This is a genomic window from Ruegeria sp. O6 (assembly GCF_056535045.1).
Window position 1 is genome coordinate 102,600 of the sequence record NZ_JBQERM010000003.1, and the last position, 18,639, is coordinate 121,238.

The following is an 18,639-nucleotide window of genomic DNA, read 5'->3' on the forward strand; positions in this document are numbered from 1 at the left end:
GATCAGGGAGTTTTCATTTAGATGTTTACCGTTTGCAAGCCCGTAAGCAAGCTGGCGAAAGTCGCCGCTGCCCTGACGACCGCAGCGTTTCTTGCTGCCTGTGAACCAGGTGGTCTTGGCGGAGGTCCCTCGATCAATACCGCAAAGCCGGTTCCTGTCGCCTTGCTGGTTCCCAGAGGATCTGCGCAATCTGGTGATGCAGCGCTGGCGCAAAGCCTTGAGAATGCTGCGCGGCTTGCAATGTCGGATTTGCCAAATGTCCAGATCGACTTACGCGTTTATGACACGGCCGGAAACCCGAACACGGCGACAGCCGTTGCACAACAGGCTGTTGCGGACGGGGCAAAAATCATCATTGGTCCAGTATATGCCCAAGCAGCGAATGCTGCGGGATTGGCGGTGCTGAGCAAGAACGTCAACGTTCTTTCGTTTTCAAACAACGCCAGCATTGCAGGCGGCAACGTCTTTGTATTGGGCCCGACCTTTGACAACACGGCCAACCGGCTGGTGAATTATGCGGGCAGTCAGGGCAAGGTCAACACCGTGGTCGTGCACAGCAACGACGCCGCAGGACAGTTGGGCCGGTCCGCAATCGCCAATGCCATAGCGAACAGTCGGGTCAACAATGCAGGGACCGTCGCATACGACCGGTCACAACAGGGTGTCATTAATGCGGTTCCCACGATCAAGGCCACTGTCGATTCGACGGGCGCGGATTCGATCTTTCTGACGGCGACCACGGCGGGGGCATTGCCGCTGTTCTCGCAATTGCTGCCAGAGGCCGGTGTTTCTCCGGCAACCACGCAATTCATTGGCCTGACACGTTGGGATATCCCTCCGCAAACTCTGGAGCTTCCGGGGGTTCAGGGGGGGTGGTTTGCGTTGCCTGACCCGTCCAAGGCACAAGCCTACCGTCAGCGTTACAACGCAACCTACGGCGAAGCACCGCACCCGATCAGCGGCTTGGCCTATGACGGCATCGCCGCAATTGGTGCCTTGGTCAGCCAGGGCAAATCAGACGCCCTGACCGCTTCGGCCCTGACGCAGAACGCCGGTTTCCAGGGTGTTGGCGGCATCTTCCGCCTACGCCCGGACGGCACCAACGAACGCGGTCTGGCCGTTGCCACGATCCAGAACAAACAGGTGGTTGTGATTGACCCTGCCCCACAAAGCTTCTCTGGTGCCGGTTTCTGATCTGACGGGCGCGATCAACGTGCCCGAAAGCGCGTTGATCTGCCCCGCCGGAGACATCTTCGACAGCACTGCCGTCAATGATGCACTGGCTCAGGCCTTTGAGGTCTGCCCGGACAACACCAAAATGCGGTCCGAGACGGTGCGCATTCTGCGCGAGGCTCAAAAGTCTGGCCGCGCGGCCATTGCAGAGGCATTTGGCGAACGTCCTTTCGACGCGCGCGCACTCACGCGCTCATATACATACCTGACGGATCAACTGGTTGGGACGGCGATGCTGGTCTCAAGCACACGCCTGCATCCGCTTGCAACACCCACCCAAGGTGAAAAGATCGCCGTTCTGGCTGTTGGCGGTTACGGGCGTGGGGAAATGGCGCCGTTTTCAGATGTCGACCTGCTGTTCCTCACCCCCTACAAGATCACCGCATGGGCCGAGAGCGTCATCGAGTCGATGCTTTATATCCTGTGGGATTTGCGGCTTAAGGTCGGGCATTCGTCACGCACGATCAAAGATTGTCTGCGGTTGGGTGCCGAGGATTTCACGATCCGCACAGCGATGTTGGAGCAACGCTATCTGGCCGGTGACAAGGCACTGGCGGACGGGTTGGACCGAAGGCTGAAAGACGAACTGTTCAAGGGAACCGAACGCGAGTTCATCGAAGCCAAGTTGCACGAACGTGACGAACGCCACCACAAACAAGGCGAGCGTTACATGGTCGAACCCAACGTGAAGGAAGGCAAAGGCGGCCTGCGTGACCTGCAATCCCTCTACTGGATCGCGAAATATATCTATGGCGTTCAGGACGTGGCCGAACTGGTGCCTTTAGGCTTGTTCACCCCCGAAGAGTTCAAGACCTTCGTTCAGGCCGAAGAGTTCCTTTGGGCTGTACGCTCGCACCTGCATCTAGTCACCGGTCGCGCGACCGAGCAGCTTACCTTTGACATGCAGGTCGAGGTCGCCGCACGCATGGGGTACGAGGACCGCGCCGGGCGTCGCGCGGTCGAAGTGTTCATGCAGCGGTATTTCCGCGAAGCCACACGCGTAGGTGAGTTGACGCGCATCTTCCTGACCAAACTCGAAGCGCTGCACATGAAAGGTGCGCCCCTGCTGGAACGCATTTTCCGCAGGCGTCGACGGGTCAAGGCAGGGTACAAGGTGGTTCACGGTCGTCTGGATCTGGTGGAACCTGAGAAATTTCTCTCCGACAAAATGAACCTGCTGCGCCTGTTCGAAGAAGGTTTGCGGACAGGTATGCTGATCCATCCTGATGCCATGCGGCTGGTGAGCGCGAACCTGCATCTGATCGATGACGAAATGCGCGGCGACAAGGAAGCTCAGCGCATTTTCCTGGATCTGATGTTGAAACACGGCAACCCGGAACGCGCATTGCGACGGATGAACGAGTTGGGCGTGCTGTCCGCTTTCCTGCCCGAGTTCGAGCACATCGTGGCAATGATGCAGTTCAATATGTATCACAGCTATACGGTGGACGAGCATACAATCCAGTGCATCGTCAATCTTGCCCAGATCGAACGCGGAGAGCTGGTCGAATCTCTGCCTCTGGCCTCTTCGATTCTGAAAGGCGGGGTCAATCGCAAGGTGCTGTATGTCGCGCTTCTTTTGCACGACATTGCGAAAGGTCGCCCCGAAGACCACTCGATTCTCGGGGCGCAGATCGCGCGCAAGGTGGCGCCTCGGCTCGGCCTGAACAAATCGGATTCCGAAACCGTTGAATGGCTGGTGCGCTATCACTTGCTTATGTCCGATATGGCCCAAAAACGCGATATCTCCGACCCTCGGACAGTGCGCGATTTTGCCAAGGCCGTTCAGACAACCAAACGGCTGGATCTGCTGACGGTTCTGACGGTTTGCGACATTCGCGGCGTTGGCCCGACCACCTGGAACAACTGGAAGGCCACTCTGCTGCGCGCCCTGCATGCTGAAACAAAGCGTGCACTGGAAACCGGTATGGAAGATCTGAACCGGGCAAATCGGGGGGCCGAGGCCAAAACAGCGCTGCGCCGCGCTTTGGACAACTGGTCCAAGGCTGACCTCAAGGTCGAGACCGGGCGCCACTACGCCCCGTATTGGCAGGGCCTGAATCTTGCGACGCATATCGAGTTTGCCGAGATGCTGCACGCGCTGGAACAAAGCGGCGACCCCGGCGCGATGGAAATTCGCCTGCAACCTGATGAAGACCGTGATGCGACGCGGGCCTGTTTCGCTATGGGCGATCACCCCGGTATTTTTGCCCGCATCGCCGGGGCACTGGCCTTGGTCGGCGCGAATGTCGTCGATGCCCGCAGCTACACCACCAAAGACGGCTACGTAACGGACGCGTTCTGGATACAGGACGCCGAGGGGCACCCGTTCGAGGCATCGCGCCTTCCACGCCTGACGCAGATGATTCACAAGACCCTGCGCGGTGAAGTCGTCGCCAAGGAAGCACTGAAGTCACGTGACAAGATCAAGAAACGCGAACGCGCTTTCAACGTGCCAACACATATCACGTTCGACAATGAGGGCTCTGAAATCTACACGATCATCGAAGTAGACACACGCGACCGCCCCGGCCTGCTGTTTGACCTGACCCGGACCCTGGCCGCGGCGAACGTGTATATCGCCAATGCCGTGATTGCGACCTATGGCGAGCAGGTGGTCGATACGTTCTACGTCAAGGACATGTTCGGCTTGAAGTATTACTCGGAAAGCAAGCAGCGCGGACTTGAGGCGAAGCTGCGCACGGCAATCACCGAAGGCGCCGAGCGTGCGGCCTCATGAAGCAAATACGCTTGTTCTCGGGCTTGTTCACGGTCGGCTTCTGGACGCTCGCCAGCCGAATTCTGGGGTTTCTGCGGGAAATACTGCTGACGGCCTATATCGGACCGGGCCCAGTGATGGATGCCTTTGTTGCTGCCTTTCGCCTGCCCAACATGTTCCGCCGCTTTTTCGCCGAGGGGGCATTTAACGCGGCCTTTGTGCCGATGTTTACCAAACGACTGGAAGCAGACGAAAACCCTCAGGGTTTTGCGCAGGACGCATTCAATCTTCTGGCCGTGGCTGTTCTTGCGCTGGTCGGGCTGGCCATGGTTTTCATGCCCGGTCTGGTGTGGCTGACCGCCGAAGGGTTTTACGGCGATGAACGGTTCGATCTGGCGGTGGACTATGGATATGTTGTGTTTCCATACATCCTGTTCATGTCTCTGGCTGCCTTGTTTTCAGGCGTTCTGAATGCAACCGGGCGGTTCGCGGCGGCGGCAGCCGCACCTGTTCTGCTGAACATCTTCGCTTGCACCGCCCTGATTGCCGGTGCCATGTCCGGCGGCGAGGTGATCCGGTGGTTGATCCCTGTCATTCCAGTGGCCGGTGTCGCGCAGCTGGCGCTGGTCTGGATCGCAACCGAACGCGCCGACATCCGCATCCGCCCCAGCATGCCGCGCCTGACGCCTGAAATGCGACGGATGGTACGTATCGCGGTCCCGGCCGCGCTGGCGATGGGGGTCACACAGGTTAATCTCGTTGTCGGGCAATTGGTTGCATCGAAAACCGAAAATGCCGTCAGCTGGCTTTTTGCCGCAGACAGGCTCTACCAGTTGCCTTTGGGTGTTGTAGGCATTGCTGTCGGCATAGTCTTGTTGCCGGACCTGTCCCGCCGTTTGCGTGCGGAGGACAAAGAGGGCGCACGCAATGCCTTTTCCCGGGCCGGTGAGTTCACATTGCTGCTGACGCTGCCTTCGACTGTGGCCTTCGTGGTTATGCCAACCTCCCTCGTGTCGGTGCTGTTCGAACGCGGCCAGTTCGGCCCCGAGGACACGGCCGCCACGGCCCTTGCGGTTGCCATCTACGGGGTCGGGCTTCCGGCTTTCATGTTGCAAAAATTGCTGCAACCGCTGTTTTTTGCGCGCGAGGATACACGTTCCCCGTTTCACTACGCGGTTGTTGCGATGATCGTGAACGCAGCTCTGGCGTTTGGTCTGTTTCCACTGGTGGGCTGGATCGCACCGGCAATTGCTGCATCGACTGCCGGGTGGGCGATGGTTGTGCTACTGGCCTTGGGCTCACGACGTATGGGTGAAGAGGCGCGCTTCGATGACCGGTTCAAAAAGCGCGCGAGCAGGATTGTGGCCGCTTCGCTTGGGATGGGTGCGGTATTGTACGCCGCGCTCCACCTGTTCGGGTGGGCGTTGGATGTTCCCGGCTGGCGCTATCTGGCACTGCTGGTCCTGATCATGGTCGCGGCCGTCTCATATTTCCTTCTGGGCCATATCTTCGGCGCTTTCAAACTGTCGGAGTTCAAGCACGCCCTGCGCCGGTCCTGATCAATCCCGGCGAATGCGGCCGACGATCCGGGACCACGCGCCCGGTGCAACAAGAAAAGACATGCCAAAACCGGTGGCAAACCCACCCAGATCAGCAACCCATTCCCAGTTGCCACCAAAGATCAGGCCGAAAAGAAATTGTATGCCCATAAGGACGGCAATCAATTGAAATGCCCGTGCTTGGTTTGCACCTACAAGTGACAGTTTGCGCCACAACAACCACGTAAATGCGCCTATCAGACCGTACACCGGCGGGAACCCTCCGATCAGCGGATAGCGCGGGTCCAGTAACACGGCGTAGGCCAATGCGCCGCCAATGCCGGACACGACAAAAATCAGCAGCATTGGGAAACTGCCGAACACTTCGCCAACCATTTTGCCCATCGCCAGCACGAAAACACAGACGAAAATCGCCTGGGTGAAATTGGCGGATACAAAGGGGTAGGTCACGAAGCGGATGACATGTTCGAATGGCCAGCGCCCGTTCAGAACCATCCAGTCGAAAATATCCGCCGAGAACGCGTAATGCTGTATCGCATCCAGCCGCCAGCCCACCGCTGTTGGCCCTCCGACCAGCCCGCGTGATCCCAGCGTGAAGGCAATTTCTATCCCGATTATGAACAGAACCAACGCCACCACAGCAGGTGGCAGAGGGTTCACAGGCGGTGTGTAATGTCCACTGCTCATTGGGCTGGCCTTTCGCGGCTGTTGACGTCCCTTTGCCTCATGGGTAAGCGACGGGGGCTGATTTTTCCAGACAGGAGTTCCCTTTGATGACTGAGTCCCAATTCACGCCACGCGTGTTTTCCGGCATCCAGCCTTCGGGAAACCTGCACCTTGGGAACTACCTTGGTGCACTCAAGCGTTTTGTCGATATGCAGGGTCCCGAATTCGAAACCGTCTATTGCATGGTCGATTTGCACGCCATCACCGTATGGCAGGACCCAGATCGTCTGCGCGAAAAAACACGCGAGGTTTGCGCGGGCTTTATCGCGGCGGGTCTTGATCCAGAAAAATCAATCCTGTTCAACCAAAGCCAGGTGCCCGAACACACTCAGCTGGCCTGGATTTTCAACTGCGTCGCCCGAATGGGCTGGATGCAACGGATGACGCAGTTCAAGGACAAGGCGGGCAAAAATGCGCAAAATGCCTCGCTTGGCCTGTTTGCGTACCCTGCCCTGATGGCAGCCGATATTCTTGTCTACCACGCGACACATGTTCCTGTGGGTGAAGACCAGAAGCAGCACCTGGAATTGACCCGCGATATCGCGATCAAGTTCAACCACGACTACGGCGTCGACTTCTTTCCCGTGACTGAGCCCGTGATTGGAGGCCCTGCCCCGCGCGTGATGAACCTGCGGGACGGTTCGCGCAAAATGTCGTCCTCCGACCCCTCGGACATGAGCCGGATCAACCTGACCGATGATGCCGATGCGATCGCCAAGAAAATCCGCAAGGCCAAGACCGACCCTAACGCTTTGCCGTCGGATGTCGAAGGTCTGGAGGGCCGCCCCGAAGCGCGCAATCTGGTCAATATCTACGCAGCACTCAGCGAACAGAGCATAGCGCAGGTTCTGGCCGAAGTTGGGGGCAAGCAGTTCGGTGATTTCAAACCGATGTTGGCTGATCTGGCAGTCGCCAAGCTGGCCCCAATCTCGACTGAGATGTCGCGTCTTATGGGAGAACAGGCCGAGATTGACCGGATTCTGGCTCATGGGGCCGAGCGCGCCCGCCAGATCGCCGCTCCGATCCTGCAAAAGACCTATGAAATCGTCGGTATGGTCGGATCGGCATCACGCTGAATGCACTGGACCTTCGCCTGACGCCCTCCTAGGGTCTGCCTGAACCACAGGAGGGCGTCATGGCAACCGGCAAAAACATCCGGACCTATTTCCAAGGCCAATGGCATGACGGGGATACTCCCATCATGCGCGCAGCGGATCACGGGTCGTGGCTAGGGTCTTCGGTCTTTGACGGCGCCCGTTATTTCGACGGGTTGGCCCCTGATCTGCACGCGCATTGCGCCCGGGTGAACCGGTCCGCCGAAGCCCTGATGCTGACACCGACCATGACAACCGAGCAGATGGTCGAATTGGTACATGAAGGGTTGCAAGCCTACAGCCCTGACACGGCTGTCTATATCCGCCCGATGTATTGGGGCATTGACGGCGATAGCACGGCAATCGTTCCGCAGGAAAACAGCACAGGGTTTGCCATCTGTCTGGAAGAAATCCCAATGGCACCAGAAACGGCTTCGGCCACGCTGTCGACCACGCGATTCCGTCGCCCGGTACTGGAATCGGCTGTGGTCAATGCCAAGGCCGGGTGCCTTTACCCCAACAATGCGCGCATGTTGCAAGAGGCACGCTCCAAAGGATTCTCGAACGCTCTGGTCGCTGACGCGATGGGCAATGTGGCCGAAACGGCAACGGCCAACATCTTCATGGTCAAGGATGGCGAGGTCTTTACCCCGATCCCCAACGGCACATTTTTGGCAGGGATCACGCGGGCGCGACATATCAAGAATCTGCGCGAGGATGGTGTCACAGTTCATGAAACGGTCTTGGGTTTCGAGGATTTTCACCAGGCGGATGAGGTTTTCATGTCCGGCAATATGAGCAAGATCACACCGGTGACTGCGCTGGAGGACACACAGTTTCAGGTTGGTCCCATTGCCCGCCGTGCCCGCACACTTTACTGGGACTGGGCTGCAAGCGAACGCTAGTACATCGACATGAACGTGTCCGAGTTGCCAGCACGCAAACGCTCGGGCATGATCCCTTAAAATTGAAGAGGACACCCATGCGTAAGTTCTTAGTTGTTCTGGATGACAGCCGTGAATGCCTGAACGCAATGCGGTTCGCCGCGATGCGTGCCGCGCATACAGGTGGTGGCGTGACGATCTTGTCGGTTATTCCGCCGGACGAGTTCAATCACTGGATCGGTGTTGCCGAAACCATGCGCGAAGAAGCCCGGGAACGTATCCATGCCCATTTCGAAGTCTTCGCCAAATGGATGCGCGACAAACAGAATGTAGAACCTGAACTGGCCATTCGCGAAGGTGATCCGGTGCCGCAGATCATCGAACACGTTCAGTCTGACCCTGAGATCGGCGTTCTTGTTCTTGGGGCGGGGACTGACAAGAAAGGCCCCGGCCCGCTGGTGACTCAGCTCACAAAAAACTCTGGCAGCCTACCGATCCCGATCACGATTGTTCCCGGTGACCTGAGCAAGGAAAAGTTGGAAGAAATCACCTGAGGATCGAACATGGCGAAGACGTTGCAGTTCTGGTTCGACTTCGCCTCGACCTATTCCTATCTCAGCGCGATGCGGATCGAACAGGCCGCGCAGGACAAAGGTGTCTCGGTTGACTGGCAGCCTTTTCTGTTGGGTCCGATTTTCGCGGATCAGGGATGGCGCACGTCGCCGTTCAACCTGTATCCGGCCAAAGGGCGCTATATGTGGCGCGACATGGAACGTCTTTGCGGCACAAGACGGCTGCCGTTGGTTCGGCCTGACCCATTCCCGCAAAACTCGCTCACGGCAGCGCGCCTGGCTCTGGCCCTTGCGCATCGCGAAGAACGGGCTTCCTTCGCAAAGGCTGTCTTCAGCGCTGAATTCGGGGACGGGAGGAACATCTCTGACGAAGGCGTGCTTGAGGATTGCCTGAAGATGGCAGGTCTGCCTGCGGCAGTGATGAATCGTGCAAAAGATCCGAGCATCAAGGCTGCGCTGTTCGAGCAATCCGCGCGCGCAAAAGCACTTGGCCTGTTCGGCGCACCCAGTTTTGTTGCAGGGACAGAGTTGTTTTGGGGAGATGACCGGCTGGATGACGCGATTCGTTACGCGGTCACGATTTAGAATCGTTCCAAATATTGACTTCTCCGACCCCTGAGCGCATATCAGAAACACCTCAGACGGAGCTGCCTCATGTTCATCCAGACCGAATCCACCCCAAACCCGGCCACGTTGAAATTTCTGCCCGGCCAAACGGTGCTTGAGGCTGGAACCGCGGATTTCCCGACAGCCGAGGCTGGTGACAAGTCCCCATTGGCCAAACGAATCTTTGCCGTAAACGGCGTGACCGGTGTGTTCTTTGGAAACGACTTTGTCACGGTGACCAAATCCGACGATGTTCAATGGGATCACATCAAACCTGCAATTCTTGGCGCAGTGATGGAGCATTATCAATCCGGCCAGCCCGTCATGGGTGCCGACGCGGCAGCGGCCTCGGGTCATGCCGAACATACCGGAGAAGATGCAGAAATCGTCAACCAGATCAAAGACCTGCTGGACAGCCGCGTGCGCCCGGCCGTGGCACAGGATGGTGGCGACATCACCTTTCATGGTTTTGATCGCGGCATCGTCTACCTGCACATGCAAGGTGCCTGCGCGGGGTGCCCGTCATCAACCCTGACACTGAAGATGGGTATCGAAAACCTGCTGCGCCATTACATCCCCGAAGTGACTGAGGTTCGCCCAGTTGCCGTCTGACCCGACGATCCTGGCATTTGATACATCGGCCGCGCATTGCGCGGCCGCTTTGTTGCGTGGCAGTGTGATCGCAGTATCCCGTGTCGAACGCATGTCACGGGGTCAAGCCGAACGATTGATGCCCTTGCTGCAAGAAGTGCTGACCGAGGCCGGTTGCGTATGGGCCGATCTGGACGCTATCGGTGTTGGGATTGGGCCCGGTAATTTCACGGGTATACGCATCTCGGTCTCTGCTGCCCGGGGCCTTGCCTTGGGCCTTGGCGTCCCGGCGGTGGGCGTTTCTGGATTCGATGCTCTGATTGAACTGGCAGAAGAAGGACAGCTACCAGCCATCCCTGCGCCGCGCGAACAGGTGTATGTACAACTTCCCGGAACCGGCCCTTGCCTTTTGCCCAGGGACGAGGCCGAACAGCATGGGCTTTTGTATGTCTGCTCCGATCCCGCATTGCAGGTACAAGCCGTTGCCAGACTTGCCGCAAGACGATGGCGCAAGGTCAGTGCACCTCCGGCCCCGCTATATGTCAGACCTGCGGACGCAGCCCCGTCCCGAGATGTGCCGCCTGTGTTACTGGACCAATGACGCCTTACGAGATGGCAGCGACACATGCAGCGGCATTCACCCAGTCACGCCCCTGGACTGCCGATGAAATCGCCAGCCTTTTGGAGAACCGGTTCACTGACTGCGTTGGGGATGCCCGTTGCTTTGCCCTGTTTCAGGTGATCGCGGGTGAGGCAGAGTTGCTGACGATTGCGACTCACCCCGCGTTTCAAAGACAAGGTCTCGGGTTTCAGACCATGCGCAACTGGCACGACCGGGCAGTCACTTTGCAGGCAAACCGCGCTTTTCTGGACGTGGCTGCCGACAATGTTGCAGCAATCGCGCTGTATGGGCAATGCGGGTATCGCCAGTGCGGTCGGCGCAAGGGGTATTATTCCAGAAAAACAGGCCCAAAAATTGATGCTCTTGTGATGGAACGCGCACTGCCCTAACGGCAACCAAAGATTTTTTAGACCATTTGGTCAGAAATCAATTGACCATGACGGTTGCAAACGTCCTTAATTCCCGCCATCACAACACTTATGCTCGCTAAAAGTGGGTAAACGGGGCTAATCTGACTTCGTGCCAACAAAAAAAATGGGAGACTTAAATGACCCTGATGAAATCCTTGATGGGTGCTGCCGCTGCTGTCGCTCTGACCGCAGGTGCAGCTTTCGCTGAACCGGCGCTGATCTTTGACCTGGGCGGCAAGTTCGACAAATCTTTCAACGAAGCCGCATATAATGGCGCGCAGCGTTGGGCCGATGAGACCGGCGGCGAATACCGCGAGATCGAGATCCAGTCGGAAGCACAGCGCGAACAGGCTCTGCGCCGTTTCGCAGAATCAGGTGCCAACCCGATCATCACCATGGGCTTTGGTATGGCTGATCCATTGTCGGCCGTTGCAGGTGATTATCCTGAAACCAAATTCGTGGCCGTCGACGTGAACTGGCTGGACATCCCCAACATCCGCCAGATCGGCTTTGCCGAGCATGAAGGATCGTACCTGGTTGGCATGATGGCAGCGATGGCATCGAAATCGGGCACCGTTGGCTTTATCGGCGGTATGGACATTCCGCTGATCCGCCACTTTGGCTGCGGATACGCACAAGGCGCCAAAGCCGTGAACCCGGACATCAATGTTGTCGCCAACATGACCGGCACCACCCCTGCGGCGTGGAACGACCCTGTAAAAGGTTCGGAACTTACAAAAGCACAGATCAGCCAGGGTGCTGACGTGATCTATGCCGCAGCTGGTGGTACAGGTGTAGGCGTTCTGCAAACGGCAGCTGACGAAGGCATCCTGTCGATCGGCGTGGACAGCAACCAGAACCACCTGCATCCGGGCAAGGTCCTGACGTCGATGCTGAAGCGTGTGGACGTCGCGGTGTATGACGCGATGAAAGCAGGTGACGCCGTAGAAACCGGCGTGTTCACAATGGGTCTGGCCGAGGAAGGTGTTGGCGTCGCCATGGACGATAACAACAAAGAACTTGTTTCGGCCCAAATGAACGATGCGGTGGAAGAAGCCCGCAAAGCCATCATCAACGGCGATATCACCGTTGTCAGCTATTACGAGAACGACAGCTGCCCCGCACTGCAGTTCTGATACCGCGCGGGGCGGAAGGAACCCTTCCGCCCTGCCATCCACTCTGCCATCCGTGCCACCTGCCGGATGGGCTTTTCGGCAGTTGAGGGTAAGACATGACCGTCCCCGCCATTGAGCTCAAAGGGATTTCCAAATCCTTTGGGCCGGTTCAGGCCAACAAAGACATCTCAATCAGCGTCGCCCCCGGTACGATCCATGGGATTATCGGTGAAAACGGTGCGGGCAAATCCACGCTGATGAGCATCCTCTACGGCTTTTACAAAGCCGACAAAGGTGAAATTTGGATCAACGGGACAAAGACCGAAATCCCTGACAGCCAGGCGGCTATCGCCTCGGGCATCGGGATGGTGTTTCAGCATTTCAAGCTGGTGGAGAATTTCACGGTTCTGGAAAACATCGTTCTGGGTGCTGAAGATGGCGGCCTTCTGGCTCCGTCTCTGGCCAAGGCGCGTAAAGAACTGAAAGAACTGGAAGAAGAATACGAACTGTTCGTTGACCCCGACAAACGCATTGATGAGATCGGTGTGGGGATGCAGCAGCGCGTCGAGATTTTGAAGGCTTTGTATCGCAAGGCCGAGATTCTGATTCTGGATGAACCGACTGGTGTTCTGACCCCGGCTGAGGCTGACCAACTGTTCCGTATCCTGGATCGTCTGCGGGCCGAAGGGAAAACGATCATCGTGATCACCCACAAGCTGCGCGAAATCATGGAAAACACCGATACCGTTTCGGTCATGCGCCGTGGGCAGATGACAGCTACGGTAAAAACTTCGAACACCAGCCCTGAAGAACTGGCCGAGCTGATGGTAGGCCGCAAGGTTTTGCTGCAAGTCGACAAGGTGCCTGCGACGCCGGGCAAACCCATTCTTGAGATCGAAAAGCTGAGCGTTTTTGATTCCGCCGGTGTTGAACGGGTCAAAGGTATCGACCTGACCGTTCGTGCAGGTGAGATCGTCGGTATTGCCGGTGTGGCGGGCAATGGGCAGTCGGAACTGCTGGAGGTTCTGGGCGGGATGCGTCCGGGACAAGGCTCGATCAAGCTGAACGGCGAACCGCTGGCCCTAAGCGGTGCCGGATCAGACGGTCAGGCGCGTCGTGCACAGCGCATCGCGCATGTGCCCGAAGACCGTCAGCGCGAAGGTTTGATTATGGATTTCCACGCGTGGGAAAACGTGGCCTTCGGCTATCACCGCGACCCGGCCTATAAACACGGCATCTTTATGGACAACTCCGCTCTGCGCGCTGACACCGAAGCCAAGATCGAGAAATTTGATGTCCGGCCACCAGACCCTTGGCTTGCCGCCAAAAGCTTTTCGGGTGGGAACCAACAGAAAATCGTCGTTGCCCGCGAAATCGAGCGAAACCCTGACCTGCTGCTGGTCGGCCAGCCGACACGTGGCGTTGATATCGGGGCAATCGAATTCATTCACAAGCAGATCGTGGCCCTGCGCGACCAAGGCAAGGCGATCCTTCTGGTTTCGGTCGAGTTGGAAGAGATCTTCTCGCTGTCCGACCGGATCGCAGTGATGTTTGACGGGCATATCATGGGTGAACGGCTGCCCAATGAAACAGATGAAAAAGAACTTGGCCTGCTGATGGCCGGTGTTGCAGGAGAGGCCGCGTAGGATGGAAAAAATGCCTAAATGGGCCGATGTCGTTCTGATCCCGCTGATCAGTCTGATGCTGGCCGCTATCCTGTCGGCGCTGGTCATTCTCGCCATCGGAGAAAACCCCGTCGAAGCTGTAAAGCTGATGGTTTCGGGCGCGCTGGGGTCAACCTATGGGTGGGGCTACACGCTCTATTACGCGACAAACTTCATGTTTACCGGCCTTGCGGTCGCCGTCGCATTCCACGCCCGCTTGTTCAACATCGGTGGCGAAGGTCAGGCGATGCTGGGCGGTCTTGGTGTGGCCATGGTTTGCCTTTACGTCGACTGGCCGCATTGGAGCGTTGCATTGCTTGCAGCTTGCGCCGCATCAATGCTGTTTGGCGCGCTTTGGGCCGCTATCCCGGCCTATCTTCAGGCCAAGCGCGGCAGCCATATCGTGATCACCACGATCATGTTCAATTTTATTGCCGCTGCCTTTCTGAACTACATGCTGGTCAATGTCATGCGCCCGCAAGGGTCGCAGGACCCGGCAACCGCACGGTTCCCCGAGTCCGTCCATCTGCCAACGTTCCAGTCAATGTTCTCGACCGCAGAGAACACGGTGTTCCGGGGGGCTCCGGTAAACATTACGTTCTTCATCGCTTTGCTGGCCTGTGTCGTCGTCTGGGCGCTGATCTGGCGGACCCGGCTGGGCTATGAAATCCGTGCGTACGGCCACTCTGAAACCGGAGCGGTCTATGCCGGCATCTCACCGGTTCGCATTACTATTGTTGCGATGCTGATCTCGGGTGCACTGGCAGGTTTGATGGCCATCAACAACGTCATGGGCGAGGCGGAGCGCCTTGTTCTGAACTCGACAGAAGGCGCTGGGTTCATCGGGATTGCCGTGGCCCTTATGGGGCGCTCACACCCGTTCGGGGTATTGCTGGCCGCGCTTTTGTTCGGGTTCCTGTATCAGGGCGGTGCGGAACTGGCGCTGTGGGCATCGATCCCGCGTGAACTGATCGTGGTCATTCAGGCGCTGGTGATCCTGTTCACTGGGGCGCTGGACAACATGGTGCGGATGCCGCTTGAGAAACTGTTCCTTGGTATGCGGAAGAGGGCAGAGTAATGGACTTCTTTGTAACCCTCATCCAGGTTCTGGATTCGACCATCCGCCTATCTACGCCTCTTTTGCTGGCCTGTTTGGCGGGTCTGTATTCGGAACGGGCTGGCATTTTCGACATCGGGCTGGAAGGCAAAATGCTGGTGGCCGCGTTCTTTTCTGCGGCTGTCGCGGCGGTTACGGGTTCAGTCTGGCTGGGCTTGCTGGCAGGCATCGGATCCTCATTGGCGCTGTCAGGGCTGCACGGGTTGGCATCGATAACCTTCCGGGGCAACCAGCTGATTTCGGGTGTCGCAATAAACTTTCTCGCCTCGGGCCTGACAGTGCTCGTCGCCCAAAGCTGGTTCCAGCAGGGCGGTCGCACGCCCTCGCTCTTTGGTGGCGGCCGGTTCGAGCCTATCAACTTTCCATTTGCCGATGCGCTTGGAGGGGTTCCGATTGTCGGCCCGATCTATTCCGAACTGCTCTCGGGCCATTCGATCCTTGTTTATGTGGCATTCCTGATGGTTCCAGCAACGTGGTGGGTGCTTTTCCGCACACGGTTCGGCCTGCGCCTGCGGGCTGTGGGTGAAAACCCGGCAGCCGTCGACACGGCAGGTGTATCCGTGGTTGGCCTGCGCTTCGCAGCCGTCGCGATCTGTGGCGTACTTTGTGGTATCGCGGGCGCTTATCTGGCGACGGCTTTGCAGGCGGGGTTCGTCAAGGAAATGACCGCTGGTCGTGGCTTTATTGCGCTGGCCGCCTTGATCTTTGCCAAATGGCGCCCGTGGCACGCCATGTGGGCCTGTTTGCTGTTTGGCCTGCTTCAGGCGGTAGCACTTCGGTTCCAAAACATCGATCTTGGTGGCGTAGTGATTCCGGTCCAGGTGATGGACGCCCTGCCCTATATCCTGACAGTTGTTATTCTGGCCGGTTTTGTCGGCAAGGCCGTGCCACCACGGGCAGGCGGAGAGCCCTACATCAAAGAGCGCTGATAAGGCCAGTTCCGAATGGAGTTTCAGTCCTGTTCGCTGCAAGGCGGCATGCAGAGTTGATTTTGCATGCCGCAACCGTTCTAAGAGGGTATGCACGTATACCTTCCCATAGCCGAAGTTTCTGTCAGCCCATTCCTGCTGTTGGGGATCGGTGGGGTCGTCGGTGTTTTATCTGGCATGTTCGGTGTCGGCGGAGGATTTTTGATCACTCCGCTGCTGTTTTTTATCGGCATTCCCCCGGCGGTTGCCGTTGCGACATCAGCCAATCAGGTTGTCGCTTCCTCCATTTCGGGATTGTTGGCCCATCTCAGGCGCAAGACCGTGGACCTGAAAATGGGAAGCGTTCTGCTGACCGGAGGGTTGTTTGGCGCGGCCCTGGGTATGGTGGTTTTCAATTTTCTCAAGCATCTCGGACAGGTCGATCTGGCTGTACAGATTTGTTATGTCGTGTTTCTGGGGGCCATCGGAACCCTGATGTTCATTGAAAGCCTTGCCGCCATCCGAAAAGCCAGAAAGTCCGGGTATCAACCTGCCCCCAAGCGACGCCAGCGTACATGGGTTCACGCACTGCCCTTCAAGATGCGGTTTCGGGCATCAAGCCTGTACATCTCGGTCATACCACCTGCACTGGTCGGGTTTGGTGTTGGCATCCTGTCGGCGATCATGGGTGTCGGCGGCGGGTTCATCATGGTACCCGCGATGATCTATGTTCTTGGCATTCCGACCAAAGTGGTTATCGGGACATCCCTGTTCCAGATCATTTTCGTCGCCGGTTTCACAACCATGATACATGCGTCGACAAATTTCAGCGTCGACATAGTGCTTGCCCTGTTCTTGTTGCTTGGCGGCGTTCTGGGCGCGCAATTGGGGACGCAGATCGGTGCACGTCTGAAAGCCGAACAGCTGCGCATTTTGTTGGCGTTGCTGGTCATGGGCGTTGCCGGAAAGATCGGATTTGACCTTCTATTGCCGCCGTTGGAGATCTTTTCTCTGGCAGAGCCTGGAGGGGTATGATGTTGTTTTCCCCGTACCACGCGACAATAACCGCTCTTGAATTCGAGTTTGATAGAAGGCAAGCCAAGACCCAGAGCAAAGTGACGGTATCATGCATATTTACCTGCCCATAGCCGAAGTCTCGGTAAATGCATTTCTACTCCTTGGTCTGGGTGGAATGGTTGGAATTCTGTCGGGGATGTTCGGGGTCGGCGGCGGGTTTCTCATGACGCCGCTGCTGTTTTTCATTGGCATACCACCGGCTGTTGCGGTTGCGACAGAGGCCAATCAGATTGTTGCATCGTCCTTTTCCGGGGTGCTGGCCCATTTTCGACGAAAGACCGTTGACCTCAAGATGGGTACGGTTTTGTTGACAGGCGGTCTAGTCGGGGCTGCATTGGGCGTTGTTGTCTTTAACTATCTAAAAAGCCTGGGCCAGGTCGACCTTCTGGTAACCCTTTGTTACGTGGTCTTCCTTGGTATCATTGGCAGCCTGATGTTCATCGAAAGCCTGAGGGCGCTGCGCAAAGCCAAGAAAGGCGGGGCAGCTCCAGCCAAGCGCCGCCAACGTGGCTGGGTTCATTCGATGCCCTTCAAGATGCGCTTTCGCACATCAGGTCTTTATATCTCGGTCATTCCACCGGTTGTAGTTGGTCTAAGCGTCGGGGTCTTGTCCGCGATTATGGGGGTCGGTGGCGGCTTCATCATGGTCCCAGCGATGATTTACCTGCTGGGAATGCCCACGAAAGTCGTTGTCGGCACATCGTTGTTTCAGATCATCTTCGTAACCGCATTTACCACGATGCTGCACGCGACCACCAACTATACAGTGGACATTGTCCTGGCGGTTTTGCTGCTGGTCGGGGGCGTCATTGGCGCCCAGATCGGAACCGTAATCGGTTCGCGCATGCCGGCAGAACAACTACGCGTTCTGTTGGCGGCGCTGGTTCTGGTCGTCTGCGGCAAGCTGGCCCTTGATTTGCTTCTTGAACCATCCGAGCTTTATTCGCTTGGCAACAGCGGGGGGCATTAAGAATGCTGCGCTATGTCTTTGCCGCTTTGTGCCTGTTCTGCCTGCCCGCCGCAGCCGATGAAGAGCAGGTCGTCCTGGGCCTCAGCCAGGATCGTGTTGCGATCACTGCCGACTTTGACGGGTCTGAGATCCTCATTTTCGGGGCCATCAAACGGGAATCACCCATTCCGCCAGGCCCACCAGTCGCGGTTATTGTAGCGGTTGCAGGCCCGTCCGAGCCCGTAACGGTTCGCCGCAAAGAGCGAAAGCTTGGGATTTGGGTAAACACCGATAGCGTTCTGGTCGACCTGGCACCAAGTTTCTACGCAGTTGCCACCAGCGAACCGTTGGATCAAATTCTGACCGATACCGAAGACCTGCGTCACCGCATTTCGATCGAACGCGCGATCCGGTCGGTCGGAGCGGCGATGCACATCCGTGGTGCTCAGGATTTTGCAGATGCCGTGATCCGTATCCGTGAATCTGAACAGCTGTATTCCATCCGCGAGAACACTGTGGCCGTGGACGAACAAACCTTGTTCCGGACGTCAATTGACATGCCTGCGGACCTGACCGAAGGGGATTACTCAGCTCGGATCTTCCTGACCCGCGGAGGAGAGGTTGTATCGCAATACGAAACCAAAATCGACGTCCGCAAAGTCGGGTTGGAGCGGTTTCTGTACAATATGTCCCGTCAGCAACCCGTTTGGTACGGGCTGATGTCATTGGTTATCGCAATTGCCGCGGGTTGGGGCGCGTCGACAGCGTTCCGACTGTTGCGGGAAAACTGACA

At 57.5% G+C, this 18,639-nt stretch carries 18 protein-coding genes; 17 read left to right on the forward strand and 1 reads right to left on the reverse strand.

The features are described from left to right. Positions 1–21: 21 nt before the first annotated feature. From ACR0DY_RS05790 to murJ, 3 genes are read left to right on the forward strand one after another with little or no spacing between them, the layout of a single operon-like run. A complete protein-coding gene (locus ACR0DY_RS05790) occupies positions 22–1,194 on the forward strand; it encodes a penicillin-binding protein activator (protein ID WP_480483206.1) in 1,173 nt (390 codons plus the stop codon). After that, positions 1,154–3,973, forward strand: coding sequence for a [protein-PII] uridylyltransferase (locus ACR0DY_RS05795; protein ID WP_267365490.1), 2,820 nt, complete (start codon positions 1,154–1,156; stop codon positions 3,971–3,973). Before ACR0DY_RS05790 ends, ACR0DY_RS05795 begins: the two co-directional genes overlap by 41 nt. Then, on the forward strand, positions 3,970–5,511 hold the full coding sequence (gene murJ, locus ACR0DY_RS05800) for a murein biosynthesis integral membrane protein MurJ (RefSeq protein ID WP_480897939.1): 1,542 nt from the start codon (positions 3,970–3,972) through the stop codon (positions 5,509–5,511). The genes ACR0DY_RS05795 and murJ overlap by 4 nt, the downstream gene beginning before the upstream one ends. Here murJ and ACR0DY_RS05805 read toward each other — a convergent pair whose 3' ends face one another. Further along, complete coding sequence (locus ACR0DY_RS05805; RefSeq protein WP_480483200.1) at positions 5,512–6,198, reverse strand: rhomboid family intramembrane serine protease; 687 nt, start codon at positions 6,196–6,198, stop codon at positions 5,512–5,514. 86 nt (positions 6,199–6,284) lie between these two features. Between ACR0DY_RS05805 and trpS the strand changes: the two genes are divergently transcribed. The 14 genes from trpS (at position 6,285) to ACR0DY_RS05875 (ending at position 18,637) form a co-directional block, all read left to right on the forward strand. Continuing rightward, entirely contained in the window at positions 6,285–7,313 is a 1,029-nt protein-coding gene (gene trpS, locus ACR0DY_RS05810; protein ID WP_480486677.1) for a tryptophan--tRNA ligase, read from the forward strand. 59 nt (positions 7,314–7,372) lie between these two features. After that, on the forward strand, positions 7,373–8,236 hold the full coding sequence (locus ACR0DY_RS05815) for a branched-chain amino acid aminotransferase (protein ID WP_480545908.1): 864 nt from the start codon (positions 7,373–7,375) through the stop codon (positions 8,234–8,236). 77 nt (positions 8,237–8,313) lie between these two features. Further along, positions 8,314–8,769 (forward strand): universal stress protein, encoded by a 456-nt coding sequence (locus tag ACR0DY_RS05820; protein WP_267366250.1) that lies wholly within the window; start codon positions 8,314–8,316, stop codon positions 8,767–8,769. A gap of 9 nt (positions 8,770–8,778) precedes the next feature. Continuing rightward, the gene (locus tag ACR0DY_RS05825; RefSeq protein WP_480545906.1) at positions 8,779–9,372 is read left to right on the forward strand and encodes a DsbA family protein; all 594 of its coding nucleotides are present in this window, start codon (positions 8,779–8,781) and stop codon (positions 9,370–9,372) included. A gap of 69 nt (positions 9,373–9,441) precedes the next feature. Further along, positions 9,442–10,005: a NifU family protein gene (locus tag ACR0DY_RS05830; protein WP_267366253.1), complete on the forward strand. Its 564-nt coding sequence runs from the start codon at positions 9,442–9,444 to the stop codon at positions 10,003–10,005. Continuing rightward, complete coding sequence (gene tsaB, locus ACR0DY_RS05835) at positions 9,995–10,585, forward strand: tRNA (adenosine(37)-N6)-threonylcarbamoyltransferase complex dimerization subunit type 1 TsaB (protein ID WP_480545905.1); 591 nt, start codon at positions 9,995–9,997, stop codon at positions 10,583–10,585. The genes ACR0DY_RS05830 and tsaB overlap by 11 nt, the downstream gene beginning before the upstream one ends. 11 nt (positions 10,586–10,596) lie before the next feature. After that, positions 10,597–10,995 (forward strand): GNAT family N-acetyltransferase, encoded by a 399-nt coding sequence (locus ACR0DY_RS05840; RefSeq protein ID WP_480545903.1) that lies wholly within the window; start codon positions 10,597–10,599, stop codon positions 10,993–10,995. Between the two features lie 158 nt (positions 10,996–11,153). Continuing rightward, positions 11,154–12,152, forward strand: coding sequence for a BMP family lipoprotein (locus tag ACR0DY_RS05845; RefSeq protein ID WP_480483186.1), 999 nt, complete (start codon positions 11,154–11,156; stop codon positions 12,150–12,152). A 95-nt stretch (positions 12,153–12,247) separates the two neighbouring features. Next, on the forward strand, positions 12,248–13,777 hold the full coding sequence (locus tag ACR0DY_RS05850; RefSeq protein ID WP_480897942.1) for an ABC transporter ATP-binding protein: 1,530 nt from the start codon (positions 12,248–12,250) through the stop codon (positions 13,775–13,777). 1 nt (position 13,778) lies between these two features. Next, complete coding sequence (locus ACR0DY_RS05855) at positions 13,779–14,873, forward strand: ABC transporter permease (RefSeq protein ID WP_209506472.1); 1,095 nt, start codon at positions 13,779–13,781, stop codon at positions 14,871–14,873. Further along, complete coding sequence (locus tag ACR0DY_RS05860) at positions 14,873–15,841, forward strand: ABC transporter permease (protein ID WP_480475132.1); 969 nt, start codon at positions 14,873–14,875, stop codon at positions 15,839–15,841. Before ACR0DY_RS05855 ends, ACR0DY_RS05860 begins: the two co-directional genes overlap by 1 nt. A 90-nt stretch (positions 15,842–15,931) precedes the next feature. Then, positions 15,932–16,855, forward strand: a complete 924-nt coding sequence (locus tag ACR0DY_RS05865) for a sulfite exporter TauE/SafE family protein (RefSeq protein ID WP_480483182.1) — start codon at positions 15,932–15,934, stop codon at positions 16,853–16,855. A 91-nt stretch (positions 16,856–16,946) separates the two neighbouring features. Beyond that, positions 16,947–17,867 carry a sulfite exporter TauE/SafE family protein gene (locus ACR0DY_RS05870; RefSeq protein WP_480475128.1) on the forward strand — a complete coding sequence of 307 codons (921 nt, stop codon included), beginning with the start codon at positions 16,947–16,949 and terminating at the stop codon, positions 17,865–17,867. 2 nt (positions 17,868–17,869) lie between these two features. Beyond that, positions 17,870–18,637 carry a TIGR02186 family protein gene (locus tag ACR0DY_RS05875; RefSeq protein ID WP_480483180.1) on the forward strand — a complete coding sequence of 256 codons (768 nt, stop codon included), beginning with the start codon at positions 17,870–17,872 and terminating at the stop codon, positions 18,635–18,637. The last annotated feature ends 2 nt before the right edge of the window (positions 18,638–18,639 follow it).